Consider the following 17170-nt stretch of genomic DNA (forward strand, 5'->3'; position numbering starts at 1 on the left):
AGCGATGTTGCAAGATGTCGCTCCGCCGCGAGGCGAAAAATCCGGGGCTATAGCTCAGCTGGGAGAGCGCTTGCATGGCATGCAAGAGGTCGACGGTTCGATCCCGTCTAGCTCCACCAATTTTACAGTTCAAGGCCTGGCCACACCGGCCTTGAATCGATCAGTTCTCAGCACTGATCAATTGTATAGAAGGGTTTGTGTCCCCTTCGTCTAGTGGCCTAGGACACCGCCCTTTCACGGCGGTAACAGGGGTTCGAGTCCCCTAGGGGACGCCACGATTACCCGCTTTGCGGGATTTATAAGGGTCATTCAATTATTGAATGGCCCTTTTGTTTGTCTGGCGTTTGGCCATTCTTCCTTTCTCCCCACACTGTTCTCTGACCGGCGGTCACACTAACGACTTGCGAAAATTTATTATGAGAATAATATTCTGATTGTAATATTCGGAGGCAACGATGAACGATAAAAAAGCTCAAACCCGCGAACGCATTCTCCAGGCCGCCAGCTCCGCGCTGGTGCAACGTGGCCCGGCCGAGCCGAGCGTGGGCGAAGTGATGGGCGCCGCGGGCCTGACGGTCGGTGGCTTCTATGCGCATTTCGAAAGCAAGGACGCCCTGATGCTGGAAGCGTTCAGCCAATTGCTGGCCCAGCGCCGGGGCCTGATCGCCGATATGGATGCGTCGTTGACCGGCGAAGAGCGGCGGGCGCTGGTGGCGGCGTTCTACCTGTCGCGCAAGCACCGCGATTCCAGCGAGCAGGCCTGCCCGATTCCCGCATCGGTCGGTGAGATGGGGCGCCTGCCGGACGATTTCCGCAAAGTCCTGAATGAACACATCGAGCTGATGCTGGCTCAGTTGGCAACCACCCCCGAAGACATCGACAAGGCTCTGGCCGACCTGGCCCTGATGGTGGGTGGCTTGTCTCTGGCCAGGGCGCTGGGAGCCGGTGAGCTGTCGGACCGTTTACTGCGCGCTGCCAAGTCGGCGGTGCTATGACCTGAGGCGCTGGCCTGAGGAGAGGAGCGATGAGCACGTTAAGTTGGGTTCGTGGCGTTAACGGCACCTTGGGCTGGGTTGCACCGAAGCTGGTCGCCAGCAAGATGCGACTGGCATTCATGACGCCGCGCGAGCGGCTGCCGCGTGACTGGGAGCTGCCGCTGCTGGCGCGTTCGGAGCGCATCACCCTGCGGTTCGGGCTCTCGGCATTGCGCTGGGGCCAGGGGCCGGCGGTGCTGCTGATGCATGGCTGGGAAGGGCGTCCGACGCAATTCGCCAGCCTGATCGATGCGCTGGTGGACGCCGGTTACAGCGTCGTGGCGCTGGATGGCCCTGCTCACGGACGTTCTCCCGGGCACGAGGCCAATGTGATGCTGTTTGCCCGGGCCATGCTCGAAGCCGCCGCGGAGTTACCGCCGCTGCGCGCGGTCATCGGCCATTCCATGGGGGGCGCCAGCGCCATGCTGGCGGTGCAACTGGGCTTGCGTACCGAGACCCTGGTCAGCATCGCCGCCCCGGCGCGGATACTCGGTGTATTGCGCGGCTTCGCCCGTTATGTGCGCCTGCCGCCCAAAGCGCGCTCGGCCTTTATCCGCCAGGTGGAGCAGGATGTCGGCATGCGCGCGGCGGCCATGGATGTCGCGCACTACCAGTTGGATATGCCCGGGTTGATCGTGCATGCCGAAGACGACAACTTTGTCCCGGTCAAGGAATCCGATCTGATCCACGAGGCCTGGTTCGACAGCCGCTTGCTGCGCCTGAAGGAGGGCGGGCATCAGCGTGTACTGGCCGATCCACGTGTGATCGAGGGCGTGCTGACGCTGTTGGCCGGCCGCAGCCTGCAAGCGCGCCAATCCGCCTGAGCAATCCGTTACACTGCCCCGGTCGAATAATCTGACCGGGAGTGGGGCATGGGCTGGGATCTGGCAACGCCATTTATCATCGATCTGCAGGTGGGTGCCGAAGACATCGACGGCTTGGGGCATGCCAACAACGCGGTGTATGTCACCTGGCTCGAGCGTTGCGCCTGGCGTCATTCCCAGCGCCTGGGCCTGGACCTGAGCGAGTACCGCCGCCTGGATCGGGCCATGGCGGTGGTACGCCACGAGATCGACTACCTGGCGGCGGCCTATGAAGGCGACGAGCTGCAACTGGCGACCTGGATCGTCGATTGGGACCAGCGCCTGAAGATGTCGCGGCGCTTCCAGCTGGTGCGTCCGAGCGACGGCACCACCTTGCTGCGGGCCCAGACCACCTTTGTCTGCATCGAGCTGTCCAGCGGCAAGCCCAAGCGCATGCCGGTGGAATTTCTTGAAGGTTATGGGCCGGCGTTGCAAGGCGCGAGCTGAGCCTTCGGCATGGCTTCATCGCCGCCGGTGACCATCCACCCGTTGAAATACCTGCTCCCCGGCGAAACCCAGTAAACTGCCGCACGTTTTTTTATCGCGTTTTACGTTGAGTGTGATTCATGCAAATTGCTTTGGCGCCCATGGAGGGGTTGGTCGATGACATCCTGCGGGATGTGCTGACCCGGGTCGGTGGTATCGACTGGTGCGTGACCGAGTTCATCCGGGTCAACGACCAGTTGCTTACGCCGGCCTATTTCCACAGGTTCGGCCCCGAGTTGTTGAATGGCGCGCGGACCGCGTCCGGCGTGCCGCTGCGGGTGCAACTGCTGGGTTCCGATCCGGTGTGCCTGGCGGAAAACGCCGCCCTGGCCTGTGAGCTCGGTTCCGAAGTCATCGACCTGAACTTCGGCTGCCCGGCCAAGACCGTCAACAAATCCCGGGGCGGTGCGGTGCTGCTCAAGGAGCCGGAGCTGCTCAGCCAGATCGTCGAGCATGTGCGGCGTGCCGTGCCGGCGCATATCCCGGTGACCGCCAAGATGCGCCTCGGCTTCGACAGCCCGGATGGCTCGCTGGTGTGCGCCACGGCGTTGGCCGAAGGTGGCGCGGAACATATCGTGGTGCATGCGCGGACCAAGGTCGACGGCTACAAGCCGCCGGCGCACTGGGAATGGATTCCGCGGGTGCAGGACGTGGTCAAGGTGCCGGTGTTCGCCAACGGCGATATCTGGAGCGTCGAAGACTGGCGCCGCTGCCGGGAAATCAGCGGCGTGGAAGACATCATGCTCGGTCGTGGCCTGGTGTCGCGTCCGGACCTGGCCAAACAGATCGCCGCCGCACGTGCTGGCGAGGAAGTCGTCGAGATGACCTGGGCCGAGCTGATGCCGCTGATCCAGGACTTCTGGCTGCAAGCCAAAGCTCAAATGACGGCGCGCCAGTCGCCTGGTCGTTTGAAGCAGTGGCTGGCGATGCTGACCCGCAATTATCCCGAGGCGGTGGAGCTGTTCACCGTCCTGCGCCGTGAAACCGAGCCGGATCAAGTCTCGCGTTTGCTGGGCTTGCCGGTGGCCGAGGCGGCCTGAAAAAAATCTGCAAAAAGTCTCTTGAAATGCAATCGGCGGTCCCTATCTAAGGGTTACGCGATGCCGAATTCGGGTCGCGGAGACAAAAAACTTGCTGATTGTTTTCAGGAGATTTGAACCATGAGTACTGCATTTTCCCTCGCGCCACTGTTTCGTTCCTCGGTGGGTTTCGACCGTTTCAACGACCTGTTCGAAACCGCCCTGCGCAATGAGCCAGGCAGCACCTACCCGCCCTACAACGTCGAAAAGCACGGTGACGACCAGTACCGCATCGTCGTGGCCGCCGCCGGGTTCCAGGAAGAAGACCTGGAGCTGCAAGTCGAGAAGGGCGTGCTGACCATCAGTGGCGGCAAGCGTGACGCGAACGAAGGCGTCACCTTCCTGCACCAGGGCATCGCCCAGCGTGCGTTCAAGCTGTCCTTCCGCCTGGCCGATCACATCGAAATCAAGGCCGCCGGCCTGAGCAACGGTCTGTTGAGCATCGACCTGTTGCGGGTGATCCCGGAAGAAGCGAAAGCCAAGCGCATCCCGATCAACGGGACGCAGAAGCCAGCCCTGCAGCATTGATCCCTGCGCCGCCACACCGGTGTGTGATCGAGCGCTGAGTCGCTGAAAAAGGCCCCGACCAGTCGGGGCCTTTTTTATGCCCGGGAAAATCATTGTTCGCCTTTGCCGCGTTGTGGCGCTTTCTCTACAATCCGCCGCAGTTTTGCCGACCCCCCATTCCTCACTGGTCGGCCTGGAGCCTTTTTCATGGATGAGATACAGCAGCACTGGCTGTGGAGCCTCTCTGCGCCGATGGTTGCGCTCAACCCTCGCGCCGGATACGACAACCCCGCGTTCTACCCCGGCTCGGACTCCATCGACCTGCAAGGCAGTTGGGGCATCAGTGACCGACGGCAGTTGCTGGGCATGCTGGAAAGGATGACTGACAACGGTCATGCCACCCACCTCGACGACGCGTATCGCGCCTGGCAGCGTTGTCTGCCGAGCGAATGGCAGGCCCTGCTCGAGACGCTCGAACCCCGTGAACGCATCCTGCATGGGTTTGCCAGCCGCACCTTTGGCGCTTGCGGCCCGGGTGGGATCCTGGCCTGGGATTACGGGCGCATGGGGTTTCTCTTGCGTTGTGGCGTGCGCAATCAGTGGATCGATCTGGCCGAGAGCCTGTGGTTGCACAGCCGGCTGGCGGTCAGGGCGCAATACCACTACGGCAGCTGGTTCGCCTATTTCAATGGATTCCTCGCTGGCCGCGCGTTCTGGGGTTGCCTGGGCAATAGCGATGACGAACTGGCTTACGAACTGGATCGACAGGGGGAGAACCCCCACAGCCAGATGATTGCCCGCGGGCTCGCTGAAAACATGGCGGATTGTCTGGCGGACTTGCCTTGGCACCTGGATCTCGACTTGCCGCAGCGTCCGGCGTCGCTAGAGGAGTTCGACTGGTCATGAGTTGCTGGATAAAGCTGGGCATCGACCCTACCACCGATGAAGCGCTGATTCGCAATGCCTATCGGGCCCGTCTGCCGGAGCATCATCCGGAGACCGATCCCGAAGGGTTCCAGGCACTGCGCCAGGCCTACGAAAGTGCGCTGCGGCTGGTGCGTGACAACGAGCAGGAGCTTGAGGCGTCGCAGGAGAGCGAGCCTGCGCCCGAGCAAGCCATCCTCGATTTCGATGCGCTGCTGAATGATCCGGTGCGCCGCTTCAATCCGGATGCCTGGCAGGCTTTTATCAAGGCGCTGGATCAACTGCCGCTCGGCCTGCTCGATGACCTGCGCTGGGAGTTGTTCCAGCGGACGGCCAACGCCGGGCCGCTTTCCTACCGTTGCGCGGGCCTGCTGGCCCAGCGCATGGGCTGGGAGCAGCAGTTGCTGGAGCTGGGTTTCGATCAGGCCCGCCATGTCGAGGACTATCTGAACCGGATCAAGGCCCCGGACCCATTCGACACGGCGCTGATGGGGGGCTGGTCGGAGCCGGCGCAGACCGAAAGCCTGTGGTTCGCGCGCAGCCTCGATTTCATCTTCGACCGGCGACCGCTCCACGAGTACGAAGGCTTCGCCAGCCAACACACCTGCCTGCCGTTACCGAACGACGCAGTGTTTATCAAGCGCCTGCTGGTGCAATTCACCCAGGCCGGCATCGGTGGCCAGGGGCTGCTGCAGTTGTGCATCGAGCAGCAGCGCGAAGCGCCGGATGATGTGGACTGGCTTTACCTGTTGGCGTGCCAGAACAGCCTGCTGGGGCTGGACGATCAGGCATTGCCTTGCTGGGTCCGGCTTTGGCAGGAACATCGTCATCCCAAGGCCGAGAGCCAATTGCTGGCGCTGTGCGCCAAACGTCAGCCGGACTTTTTGCCGCTGCTGATTCAGGCCTTTGATCGTCTGGAGCCTTTCAGCGACTGGTCCACCGATCTCGCCCACGTCACCCAGGAATACGGCAGCCCTTCGCAACGTCCCGAGACGCTGATCCGCTGGCTCGGCGTTGGCCGGCTCGAGCTGCAGGGGTTGGCGCAGGCCTTTATCGATTGGCGGATGAGCGGCGACGAGTTGCCCTTGCTGGCGCAGTTGCTTGGCCAGAACACCGATACCCGGTTGTTGCGCCTGTACCGGCATGCCTGGGTCTTGCACCGTGGCGCAGCAGACCTGTTGCAACAAGTGCTGGACGAGCCACAGCCGCTGGATGCCCTCGAAGCCCTGGTGCTGAGCGGGTTCAAGGACCAGGCCGGGCAGCACTTGCGCTGGTTGAGCCAGGCGCCGATTCCGTTAGCGATGAAAGCCTTCATCGATGAGGGGGGCGCTTCGGTGCAACTGGCCAATGCGCTGACAACCGGTGAGCCGCACCAGATCTGCCGTTTGTGGCTGCGCCGATTGCGTCCTTACGGTCATGCCGCCCTGGAGCGTATCGCCGAGTCTTTCGAATTGAGCGATACCGATGCCGCGAGCGATCTGTCGGAACTGAACCTGCTGCTGCAACTGAGCCAGCGCGGCGTCGTGTTGCCGCCACCAGGGACAGGCGAGGCGGTCTGGCACTGGTACGCCCATACGCTGTTCCTGATGGCATTGCTGGAGCAGCCGGAACGCTGGTGGCAATTGATCGACTCGCAGTGTCTGGCGCGTCTGGCGCTCAATCCGTCCCATCCGCTCAGCCGGCTGCAGCCGCAGCTTGCCCAGTTGCAGCGCGAACAGGGCGACCTGAGCGCTTTGCTCGGCTGGCTGCAATTGGACGATCCGGTGCATGCCTTGCTCGACCGGCAGGTGCTTGGCGTCCAGGAAGCGCTCGACAGTGCGCGATTGTTGAACAATGAGCGCTTGTACCAATGCCTGCGCAGTGACCTGCATGCTTTCGCGGACGATTTGCTCGGGCGCATGCTCTTGAGTGGCGTGTTGTATCACGACCCGGTAATCGATGCGCAACAGCGTCGATACCTGCTCGACCGGATTACCGAAATCACCAACCCCCAGGACTGGTTCGATGGCTTTCGCCACGGCTTGATCAAGGGCGAGCCGCCACGACCGCCGCATCAGACGCTGGCCGAAGACGAAGGGATCGACAGCGAGGCCTTTTACCTGGCCCTCGATGTGCTCAAGGGGCTGGTGCGTTACGGCAGTGCCGGTGTGCCACGGCAGAAAGTGCTGCTGCGCATGCAGCGAGCCAAGGACAACCCGGAGCACGGACTCGGCCTGCGCTTTGCCTTCAGTGCGCTGCTGTCCTGGAGCGAGCGTCTGCTGCTGGCCAAGGGCGACAGCCGTCCGACGCCGGCCACGGCTTTCTGGCGGCTGGGCACACGGCTGGGGCGTGGAGCGTTCTTCTGGCAGGTGCTGGGCGCTGCGCTGATCACGCCGCTGGCCGCGTTATTCAGCGGCACATCGCTGTCCGCGATCGTCGTGTCGTTGCTGGGCACTGTGTTTTTGCTCGGGGCGATGTTGCGCCGCCTGCATGACATGGGCAGTGGCATCCCGACCTTTCTGGTGCTGGGCGGTCTGTCGGTGTTCTTTCCATTCCTGGCGCTGATTCTGTTTGCCTTCCCTGGCGACAAACTGCCCAACCGCTATGGCGTACCGCCGGACAGCGCCGCTGAAGACGCGCTGCCTGGCGGTTTGCAGGCCAGCTTGCGGCGGCTCAACGGCTAGAGGCGCAGTTGATCCAGCGCCTTGTTCAACTGGGTTCGATGGCTGGCAATCTCCGCCGGTTGCTGGCCGCCGAGCACGGCGGTGAAGGTGCCCAGCCAGTCGGCGATTTGTTCGCGCTCGTCGCCCAGGCTTTGCGCCCACGCCCGTTCCAGCCGGGCCAGCAGAGTGCGGTTGGGCAGGGCGTCGCGAGGGTGGATTTTCAGCGCGGTCAGCCGCTCATGGCTGGCTTGCCGGGAGTGCGCATCGAGCCCGGTGGGGCTGCGGTCGATGCTGTGGCTATGGCGTTCGCCGCTGGCCAGCAGGGTGACGTCGACTTCGAGCAGGCCATTGATGTCATAGCTGAAGCGTACGTCCAGGGACTGGATCTGTTCGCTGGGCTTCAGGGGCACGTCGAAGGCGTCGATGAAAATATTGTCCTCTACCCAGGGCCGCTCACCCTGATACACCGCAATACGGATCAGTTCCTGATACGGATGGGTAGTATGAAACTGCTTCACCCGCGACGTCGGGATCACCGTATTGCGTTCGATAATCGGCGAAAAGGCGTCGCGGACGTGTTCGCGACGGTTGGTCGCAATCCCCAGGGTGTAGGGGCAGACGTCGGTCAGGATCAATTCTTCGATGGCCCCGTCCCGGGCCTTGCAGGCGGCCTGGGTGGCGGCGCCCAGCGCGACAATCGTATCCGGGTCGAGGTGACGGTAAGGCAGGCGCCCGAATAGGGTGGCGACCATTTGCTGCACCGCCGGCATCCGGGTGGCGCCGCCCACCAGCACCAGGCTGTCGAGATCGCGGGGCTTGAGGCGGGCATCGCGCAGGGCCTGCTCGATGGGTGCCCGCAGGCGGGCCAGCAGCGGCTCCCAGATCTTCAGCGCCAGCGCTTCGTCCAGGGTCCATTCATATGACCGGTCCCCATTACGCCAGCTCAGTGACTGAGTGCCGTCGGCGAGTTTGCACTTGAGCTGTTCCAGGGCGTCACCCAGGCTGGCCATGCCCTGGGCGTCGATCTGCGCCGGGGTGAGTTGCCAGTCCTTGAGGCAGGCCTGCAACAAGGCCTCGGTAAAGTCTTCGCCGCCGAGGAAGTTGTCGCCCGTGGAGGCGTGCACTTCAATCAGCGGCAGGGCGTATTCCAGCACCGTGACGTCGAAGGTTCCGCCGCCCAGGTCGAAGATCAGCGTGCGTTCGAACTTCTGTTCATGCAGCCCGTAGGCCATGGCGGCCGCGGTCGGTTCGTTGATCAGCCGCGACACCGTCAGGCCCGCCAGTTCGGCGGCGAATAAGGTGCGCTTGCGTTGTTCGTCGCTGAAGTAGGCCGGCACCGAAATCACCGCTTCCTGCACCGGATGGCCGAGAAAGGCTTCGGCATCCTGTTTGAGCGAGCCGATCACCAGCGCCGAAAGTTCTTCCGGGCTGAACGGCCGGCCGCCCAGTTCGAGGCGCTTGTCGCTGCCCATGAAGCGCTTGAAGGCGGCCACCGTGCGCTCCGGGTGGGTCGTCAGGCGGGCCCGCGCGGCTTTGCCCACCAGGATGCTGTCGTCTTCATCGAGGCTGACCACCGACGGGGTGAGGACATCGCCGAGGGCATTGGGGATCAGCTGGGCGCGGCCGTCCTGCCAGACGGCGATCAGGCTGTTGGTGGTGCCAAGGTCAATGCCCAGCAAAGCCGGGCGGGGGAGGGTTGCATCCTGCATGATCGATCTCGTGGGGCGTCACAAAAAACGCGACCCTACAGGTTGCGCCAGACACTGGCAATTGCTGCCCCGTTGATCTGTCAGACCGGCGATTGTGTCGTCGTCCATTCAGGCCAGCAGGGCTTTCAAGCCCTCCAGCGGCAGCGGTCGGCTGTGCAGGTAACCCTGATACAGATGGCAGCCCAGGCCTTGCAGGAACTCGAGCTGCTCCGCGGTTTCCACGCCTTCGGCGATCACATTCAAGTCCAGGCTGCGGGCCATGGCGACGATGGCGCGAACGATCTCCGCGTCGTTGGGGTCGTGGGTCGCGTCGCGGACGAAGGACTGGTCGATCTTCAGCGCATCCACCGGCAAGCGCTTGAGGTAGGTCAGCGACGAATAACCGGTGCCGAAGTCGTCCATGGCGAAACTCACGCCGAGTTTTTTCAGGCGCCGCATCTTGCTGATGGTGTCTTCCAGGTTCTGGATCACGATGCCTTCGGTGATTTCCAGCTTCAGCAGCGAAGACGGCAGTTGGTATTGGCTCAGGCTGCGCTCTATGCGTTCGACGAAGTCGTTCTGGCGGAACTGCCGCGGGCTGATGTTCACGCACAGGCTGAAGTCGAGCGGGTCCACCAGGCCTTCGGCGATCAGCTGGCTGAAGGCCTGGCAGGCTTCGTCGAGAATCCAGGTGCCGACCTCGAGGATCAGGCCGCTGTCTTCCAGGACCTTGATGAACTCGGTGGGCGATTGCGCCCCCAGTTCGGGGTGGTGCCAGCGCACCAGGGCTTCGGCGCCGACGATGCGGTTGTCGCGGGCGTCGACCTGGGGCTGGAAGTGCAGGCTGAACTCGCCCCGGGACAGGGCCAGGCGCAGGTCGGTTTCCATGCGCAGGCGCTCGCTGGCGGCTTTCTGCATGGTGTTGTGGAACATCTGGGTGGTGTTGCGCCCGGAGTCCTTGGCCCGGTACAGCGCGATATCGGCGCGCTTGAGCAGGTCGGTGGGGGTCGAGCCGTGATCGGGAATCAGGGCCACGCCTATGCTCGGGGTCACCTGCAGGCGCTGGCCGTCGAGGAACATCGGTTCGGACAGCAGTTCGCGCAGGGTATCGGCCAGCTCCCGTACCTGGTCGCTGACTTCGCTGCGGCTGCCCTCCAGGCCGCTGAGCAGGACCACGAATTCGTCGCCACCCAGGCGCGCCACCGTGTCTTCCATGCGCACGCTGGCCTCGAGCCGCGCGGTGACGATCTTCAGCACGGTGTCGCCCACCGGGTGGCCGAGGGAGTCGTTGATGTGCTTGAAGTGGTCCAGGTCGAGGAACAGCAGGGCGCCGCGCAGGTTATGGCGCTTGAGCAAGGCGATCTGCTGGCTCAGACGGTCCATCAACAGGGCACGGTTGGGCAGGTTGGTCAGCGGATCGTGGTAGGCCAGGTGGCGAATCTGCGCCTGGGCATTTTTCAGCAGGCTGACGTCCCGCGCGGTGAGCAGCAGGCAGGGGGTTTCATTGAGGGTGATGGGTTCGACCGAGACCTCGACCGTCAGGATGTCTCCGCGCTTGTTGCGGCCGAGCATTTCCAGGTGATTGACCCGGCCTTTGAGCTGCAGCTCGGCGAGCAGTATCGAGCGCTGTTTTTCCTCGGCCCAGATACCGACCTGATACACGGTGCGACCGATCACTTCTTCGGCGCGGTAACCGGTCAGCCGGCAGAAGCCGTCGTTGACCTCCAGGTAGCGCCCGGTGTCGCGCTCGGTGATGGTGATGGCGTCGGGGCTGGAGTGGAAGGCCTTGGCGAACTTCTCTTCGCTGGCCTTGAGCGCGGCCTCGGAGCGTTGTTGCTGGGTAATGTCGCGCAGCGTGGTGACAATGCAGGGCTGTTTGTCGACGGTGATCTGCCGGCTGGAAATGATGCAGGTCAGGGGTTGCCCGTCCTTGTGCCGGACCACCACCGCGACGTTGTTCAGCGCCTGTTCGCGGATCACCTGCTCGACCCGTTGCAGGCGCTGGGCGGAGTCGTCCCAGAGACCGATTTCGTCGGCGCTGCGATTGAGCACTTCGTCGGCGGTCCAGCCGAAGGTCTGGGTAAAGCTGGAGTTGATCTCGATGAGCTGTCCGGTTTCCTGGAGCGTGACGCAGATCGGGTCCGGGCTGACCTGGAACAGGCTGGCGAACTTCTCCTCGGACGTCACCAGGCGCTGCTCGCGCTCGACCTGTTCGGTGATGTCCAGCAAGGTCCCGGCCATGCGCAGCGGGTTGCCTTGCTCATCGCGATAGAGGCGGGCGCGGCTTTCCAGAAAGCGTGACGAGCCATCGGCCAGCTGTACGCGGTAGGTCAGTTGATAATTGCCGGCCGGGCCTTCGCGCAGGCTGCGGTAGGCATCGCGCATGCTGTTGCGCTCTTCGTCGGGCACGCCCTCGAAAAACGCATCGAAGGACTCATGGAACGGCATCGGCTCCAGGCCATGCAGCTGCGCGGCGCGGGCCGAACCGTAGAGCATGCCGCTGGGAATGTGCCAGTCCCAGGTGCCGAGCTGGGCCGAGTCCAGCGCCAGGTCGAGGCGCTCCTGGCTGTCCTTGAGGGCCTGTTCGGCGCGCTTGCGTTCGCTGGTGTCGAGGAAGGTGCTGAGCAGGTAGGCCTGGCCTTCCAGCTCGACTTTCTGGGCGCTGAGAATGCCGTCGTGAATCTGCCCGTTGCTGGCGCGCAGTTGCACCTCGAGGGTGGCGGCCTGGCCGCGCTTCTGGACCGCCTTGACCATTTGCGCGCGTTGTTCCGGGTCGACCCACAGGCCCAGTTCGAGGGTGGTGCGGCCGATGACGTGCTGCAGCGGCCAGCCGAAGAGGATTTCGAAGTACTGGTTGGCTTCGCTGATCAGGCCATCTTCCAGGCGGGTCAGCAGCACCATGTTCGGGCACAGGTGAAACAGCGTGGCAAAGCGTTTTTCCGAGCTGCTGAGGGCCTGTTCCCGCTGGCGTTGATGGGTGATTTCGCGAATCACCCCGATCATCCGCGGCTTGCCGTGCTTGTCCGGCAGTACGCTGCCATTGATTTCCAGCCAGTGCAGGCTGCCGTCGGGCCAGCGGATGCGGTGATGCATCGCCTGCTCCAGCGGCGCGCCGGCCAGCACCGAATGGAAGGCGCGAATGGTTTTGGCGCGATCTTCCTCGGGCAGCAGGTCGAGGTATTCCAGGTCTTTGGGCAACGGCTGGCGCGGATCGAAGCCAAACAGCGCCTGGGTGCCCCGCGACCAGCTGATTTGCCCGCTTTCGATGTCCCAGTACCAGGCGCCCAGCCGTGCGCCATTGAGTGCGGCGAGCAACTGCGGGGCGCTCTCCCAGCTTTGCTCCGACTGCTTGGGGTCGAGCGCGTGAATGCGCGGCATGGGCGGTAGACGGTCAGCGGGTTTGGGCATGAGCAGCGGGCCTTGGGCTGATAAGAGCGTTGGGCGCGGGTTCAGGCAATCAAGGAAGGGGCATAAGTCATGCCGGGACGCTTACGCCTTGGTCCCTGGCCAATCGACTTGTGCATCCAGTAAGGCCATGAAAGCCCGCGCGGCATTCGACAGCGTCCGTTCGGTATGCAGGATATAGCCTAGCTGGCGAGTGAGCTGTATGCCCGGTAAAGGAATGCGCGCCACCTGCTCGTCGAGCATGGTGCGGGGCAAGACGCTCCAGGCCAGGCCGATGGACACCATCATCTTGATGGTTTCCAGGTAGTTAGTGCTCATGGCGATGTTCGGGGTCAGGCCCTGGGCCTCGAACAGGCGCTGGACAATATGGTGGGTAAAGGTGTTGCCGCCGGGAAATACCGCCGGATGCAGGGCGATATCGGCCAGGCTGACCGTGCCGTTGCTCACCAGCGGATGCTCGGGGGCGGCGACGAAGTCCAGCGGGTCGTTCCACACCGGCGTGGCCTTGACCAGAGCATGGGGCTCGGGGGCCAGGGTGATCACCGCCAGTTCGGCGCGACCGTGGAGGATCTCTTCGTAGGCCACTTCCGAGTCGAGAAACTGGATGTCCAGGGCCACTTCCGGGTAACGCCGGGTAAAGGCGCGCAGCAGGGGTGGCAAGCGGTGCAGGCCGATATGGTGGCTGGTCGCCAGGGTCAGGCGACCGGTGACTTCGCCGGTCAGGTTGGTCAGCGCCCGGCGGGTGTCGTCCAGCACGTTGAGGATCTGATAGGCCCGTGGCAACAGGGCGCGTCCGGCCTCGGTCAAACCCACTTCGCGGCCCAGGCGATCGAACAGCCGCACATTGAGCTGTTGCTCAAGGCCGGCGATGCGCTTGCTGATGGCCGGCTGGGTCAGGTGCAGGCGCTCGCCGGCTCCGGAGAAGCTGCCGGTTTCGGCAATCGCGATAAAGGCATTGAGGTTGGCCAGGTCCATGGTTGCATTCCAGTTGGTTATCCAAAGTATAAAAAATATGAATTTGAGTTATTTAATGTAACGCCATAGCATCAGCCTCACAAGCCAAGGGGTTATTGACCGGTGTCAGAGACCCGCGGCATAGAAAATGATGAGGAACCGTCTGATGGCCGGCAAAACGCTCTACGACAAGCTCTGGGATTCGCATTTGGTCAAGCAGCGCGACGATGGCTCGGCGCTGATCTATATCGATCGTCACATCATCCACGAAGTGACCTCGCCGCAAGCCTTCGAAGGCCTGCGTCTGGCCGGGCGCAAGCCTTGGCGCATCGATGCCAATATCGCGACCCCGGACCACAACGTACCGACCACGCCGGAGCGCAAGGGCGGCATCAGCGCCATCGCCGACCAGGTCTCGCGTTTGCAGGTTCAGACCCTCGACGACAATTGTGACGAATACGGCATCGTCGAATTCAAGATGAACGACGTGCGCCAGGGCATCGTTCACGTCATCGGCCCGGAGCAGGGCGCGACCTTGCCGGGCATGACCGTGGTCTGCGGCGACTCCCACACCTCGACCCACGGTGCCTTTGGCGCCCTGGCCCACGGCATCGGCACCTCCGAGGTCGAGCACGTGCTCGCCACCCAGTGCCTGGTCGCCAAGAAAATGAAAAACATGCTGGTGCGGGTCGAGGGCAAGTTGCCATTTGGCGTGACCGCCAAGGACATCGTCCTGGCCGTGATCGGCAAGATCGGCACCGCCGGCGGTAACGGCCATGCCATCGAGTTCGCCGGCAGCGCGATTCGCGACCTTTCCATTGAAGGCCGCATGACCATCTGCAACATGTCCATCGAAGCCGGCGCCCGCGTGGGCCTGGTGGCAGCGGACGAAAAGACCGTGGAATACGTCAAGGGTCGTCCGTTCGCCCCTAAAGGCGCGGAATGGGACCTCGCCGTCGAAGCCTGGAAAGACCTGGTGTCCGACGCCGACGCCAAGTTCGACACCGTGGTCGAACTGGATGCCGCGCAGATCAAGCCACAGGTCAGTTGGGGCACTTCGCCTGAGATGGTGCTGGCCGTCGATCAGAACGTGCCGGATCCGGCCAAGGAAATGGACCTGGTCAAGCGCGACTCTATCGTCCGTGCCTTGAAATACATGGGCTTGACCGCCAACCAGGCGATCACTGACATCCAGCTGGACCGGGTATTCATCGGTTCCTGCACCAACTCGCGGATCGAAGACCTGCGTGCCGCGGCCGTCATCGCCAAGGGTCGCAAGGTGGCCTCGACCATCAAGCAGGCCATCGTGGTCCCGGGGTCGGGCCTGGTGAAGGCCCAGGCGGAGTCGGAAGGCCTGGACAAGATCTTCCTCGAAGCAGGCTTCGAATGGCGCGAGCCGGGTTGCTCGATGTGCCTGGCGATGAACCCGGACCGTTTGGAGGCCGGCGAGCATTGCGCCTCGACCTCGAACCGCAACTTCGAAGGTCGGCAGGGCGCCGGTGGGCGTACTCACCTGGTCAGCCCGGCCATGGCCGCGGCGGCCGCCGTCAGCGGTCGTTTCGTCGACGTCCGTGAATTGATCTAAGGAGCGCAGCATGAAAGCTTTCACCCAGCACACCGGTCTTGTCGCGCCTTTGGATCGTGCCAACGTCGACACCGATCAGATCATTCCCAAGCAGTTCCTCAAGTCGATCAAACGCACCGGCTTCGGCCCGAACCTATTCGACGAGTGGCGCTACCTGGATGTCGGCCAGCCGTACCAGGACAACTCCAAGCGTCCGCTGAACAAGGACTTCGTGCTCAACGCCGAGCGCTACCAGGGTGCCAGCGTGTTGCTGGCCCGGGAAAACTTCGGTTGCGGCTCCAGCCGTGAGCACGCCCCTTGGGCGTTGGAAGAATATGGTTTTCGCAGCATCATCGCGCCGAGCTACGCCGACATCTTCTTCAACAACAGCTTCAAGAACGGCTTGCTGCCGATCATTCTCAGCGATGCTGAAGTCGATGAACTGTTCCAGCAGGTCGAGGCCGAGCCGGGCTATCAGTTGCAGATCGATCTGCAGGCCCAGACCGTGACCCGTCCCGATGGCAAGGTGTTGAAATTCGAGATCGATGCGTTCCGCAAGCATTGCCTGCTCAACGGCCTGGACGATATCGGCCTGACCTTGCAGGATGGCGACGCGATAGCCGCTTTCGAGGCCAAGCATCGGGCCAGCCAGCCGTGGTTGTTTCGCGACGCCTGATCGGCGTTAAAGTGACGCAGTGATCGCGAGCAAGCTCGCTCCGGCAGGAAAGGACACACAACCTGTAGGAGCGAGCTTTTTGCTCGCCGGAACCGCCAAAAAAGCCATGGCGGGTTTGATATTCAGGCCAGCGTTTCGTTCTCTACAGGTGGACGGACGCCGCGGGCCAGGCAACAGTATTTTTCCGGGCGTGCCGACCAGCACACCGACAGAGCAAATGAGGAAAGCATGAGCAAGCAGATTCTGATTCTCCCAGGTGACGGTATCGGCCCGGAAATCATGGCCGAGGCGGTCAAGGTGCTGGAGCTGGCCAACGCCAAGTACAGCCTGGGCTTCGAGCTGAGCCACGACGTGATCGGTGGCGCGGCCATCGACAAGCACGGCGTGCCGCTGGCCGACGAGACCCTGGATCGTGCGCGGGCAGCCGACGCGGTCCTGCTGGGCGCCGTGGGCGGCCCGAAATGGGACAAGATCGAGCGTGATATCCGCCCTGAGCGCGGCCTGCTGAAAATCCGCGCGCAGTTGGGCCTGTTCGGCAACCTGCGTCCGGCAATCCTTTATCCGCAACTGGCCGATGCTTCCAGCCTCAAGCCGGAAATCGTCTCCGGCCTGGACATCCTCATCGTCCGCGAGCTGACCGGCGGTATCTACTTCGGCGCGCCACGCGGCACCCGCGAACTGGAAAACGGCGAGCGTCAGTCCTACGACACCCTGCCATACAGCGAGAGTGAAATCCGTCGCATCGCCCGTGTCGGCTTCGACATGGCCCGTGTGCGCGGCAAGAAGCTATGCTCGGTGGACAAGGCCAACGTCCTGGCGTCCAGCCAGCTGTGGCGCGAAGTGGTCGAGCAGGTGGCCAGGGATTACCCGGATGTCGAGTTGAGCCACATGTACGTCGACAACGCCGCCATGCAACTGGTGCGTGCGCCGAAGCAGTTCGACGTGATCGTCACCGACAACATGTTCGGCGACATTCTTTCCGACGAAGCGTCGATGCTTACCGGTTCCATCGGCATGCTGCCGTCGGCGTCGCTGGATGCCAACAACAAGGGCATGTACGAGCCATGCCACGGTTCGGCACCGGACATCGCCGGGCAGGGCATCGCCAACCCGCTGGCGACCATTCTGTCAGTGTCGATGATGCTGCGTTACAGCTTCAATCTGAACGACGCGGCGGATGCCATCGAGAAGGCCGTGAGCCTGGTACTGGACCAGGGATTGCGCACCGGCGACATCTGGTCGGTCGGTTGCACCAAGGTGGGTACGCAGGAAATGGGCGATGCAGTAGTCGCCGCGCTGCGGAATCTGTAATCTTTCGGGCCCACCGCTCAGACGGTGGCCCACTTTT

At 63.1% G+C, this 17170-nt stretch carries 13 protein-coding genes and 2 tRNA genes; 12 read left to right on the top strand and 3 right to left on the bottom strand.

Going from position 1 to position 17170, the window contains the following annotated elements; translation table 11 throughout:
* Positions 1-43: 43 nt before the first annotated feature.
* The 9 genes from H0I86_RS10155 (at position 44) to H0I86_RS10195 (ending at position 7556) form a co-directional block, all read left to right on the top strand.
* Positions 44-119 (top strand) — tRNA-Ala (locus tag H0I86_RS10155).
* 80 nt (positions 120-199) lie between these two features.
* Positions 200-275 (top strand) — tRNA-Glu (locus H0I86_RS10160).
* Positions 276-455: 180 nt separating this feature from the next.
* The gene (locus tag H0I86_RS10165; protein WP_180924906.1) at positions 456-995 is read left to right on the top strand and encodes a TetR/AcrR family transcriptional regulator; all 540 of its coding nucleotides are present in this window, start codon (positions 456-458) and stop codon (positions 993-995) included.
* 29 nt (positions 996-1024) lie between these two features.
* Positions 1025-1858, top strand: a complete 834-nt coding sequence (locus H0I86_RS10170) for an alpha/beta fold hydrolase (RefSeq protein ID WP_180924907.1) — start codon at positions 1025-1027, stop codon at positions 1856-1858.
* A gap of 48 nt (positions 1859-1906) precedes the next feature.
* Positions 1907-2344, top strand: a complete 438-nt coding sequence (locus H0I86_RS10175) for an acyl-CoA thioesterase (protein WP_180924908.1) — start codon at positions 1907-1909, stop codon at positions 2342-2344.
* A gap of 119 nt (positions 2345-2463) precedes the next feature.
* Positions 2464-3423 (top strand): tRNA dihydrouridine synthase, encoded by a 960-nt coding sequence (locus H0I86_RS10180; protein ID WP_180924909.1) that lies wholly within the window; start codon positions 2464-2466, stop codon positions 3421-3423.
* Between the two features lie 120 nt (positions 3424-3543).
* Entirely contained in the window at positions 3544-3990 is a 447-nt protein-coding gene (locus H0I86_RS10185; protein ID WP_007922004.1) for an Hsp20 family protein, read from the top strand.
* Positions 3991-4176: 186 nt separating this feature from the next.
* Entirely contained in the window at positions 4177-4875 is a 699-nt protein-coding gene (locus H0I86_RS10190; RefSeq protein ID WP_180924910.1) for a DUF1266 domain-containing protein, read from the top strand.
* On the top strand, positions 4872-7556 hold the full coding sequence (locus H0I86_RS10195) for a DUF805 domain-containing protein (protein WP_180924911.1): 2685 nt from the start codon (positions 4872-4874) through the stop codon (positions 7554-7556). The genes H0I86_RS10190 and H0I86_RS10195 overlap by 4 nt, the downstream gene beginning before the upstream one ends.
* On the opposite strand, the gene H0I86_RS10200 is transcribed toward H0I86_RS10195, so the two are convergent.
* From H0I86_RS10200 to H0I86_RS10210, 3 genes are all read right to left on the bottom strand, one after another.
* Complete coding sequence (locus H0I86_RS10200) at positions 7553-9244, bottom strand: molecular chaperone HscC (RefSeq protein ID WP_180924912.1); 1692 nt, start codon at positions 9242-9244, stop codon at positions 7553-7555. The genes H0I86_RS10195 and H0I86_RS10200 overlap by 4 nt on opposite strands.
* Before the next feature lie 108 nt (positions 9245-9352).
* The gene (locus H0I86_RS10205) at positions 9353-12631 is read right to left on the bottom strand and encodes a sensor domain-containing protein (RefSeq protein ID WP_180924913.1); all 3279 of its coding nucleotides are present in this window, start codon (positions 12629-12631) and stop codon (positions 9353-9355) included.
* Positions 12632-12712: 81 nt separating this feature from the next.
* Positions 12713-13603, bottom strand: coding sequence for a LysR family transcriptional regulator (locus H0I86_RS10210; protein WP_180924914.1), 891 nt, complete (start codon positions 13601-13603; stop codon positions 12713-12715).
* Positions 13604-13748: 145 nt separating this feature from the next.
* On the opposite strand from H0I86_RS10210, the gene leuC reads away from it, so the two are divergent.
* From leuC to leuB, 3 genes are all read left to right on the top strand, one after another.
* Complete coding sequence (gene leuC, locus H0I86_RS10215) at positions 13749-15167, top strand: 3-isopropylmalate dehydratase large subunit (RefSeq protein WP_180924915.1); 1419 nt, start codon at positions 13749-13751, stop codon at positions 15165-15167.
* 10 nt (positions 15168-15177) lie between these two features.
* On the top strand, positions 15178-15822 hold the full coding sequence (leuD, locus tag H0I86_RS10220; protein WP_009048098.1) for a 3-isopropylmalate dehydratase small subunit: 645 nt from the start codon (positions 15178-15180) through the stop codon (positions 15820-15822).
* A gap of 228 nt (positions 15823-16050) precedes the next feature.
* Positions 16051-17133 (top strand): 3-isopropylmalate dehydrogenase, encoded by a 1083-nt coding sequence (leuB, locus tag H0I86_RS10225; protein WP_180924916.1) that lies wholly within the window; start codon positions 16051-16053, stop codon positions 17131-17133.
* Positions 17134-17170: the final 37 nt, after the last annotated feature.

This window comes from Pseudomonas chlororaphis subsp. aurantiaca, from assembly GCF_013466605.1.
Taxonomy (GTDB): Bacteria; Pseudomonadota; Gammaproteobacteria; order Pseudomonadales; family Pseudomonadaceae; genus Aquipseudomonas; species Aquipseudomonas chlororaphis_I.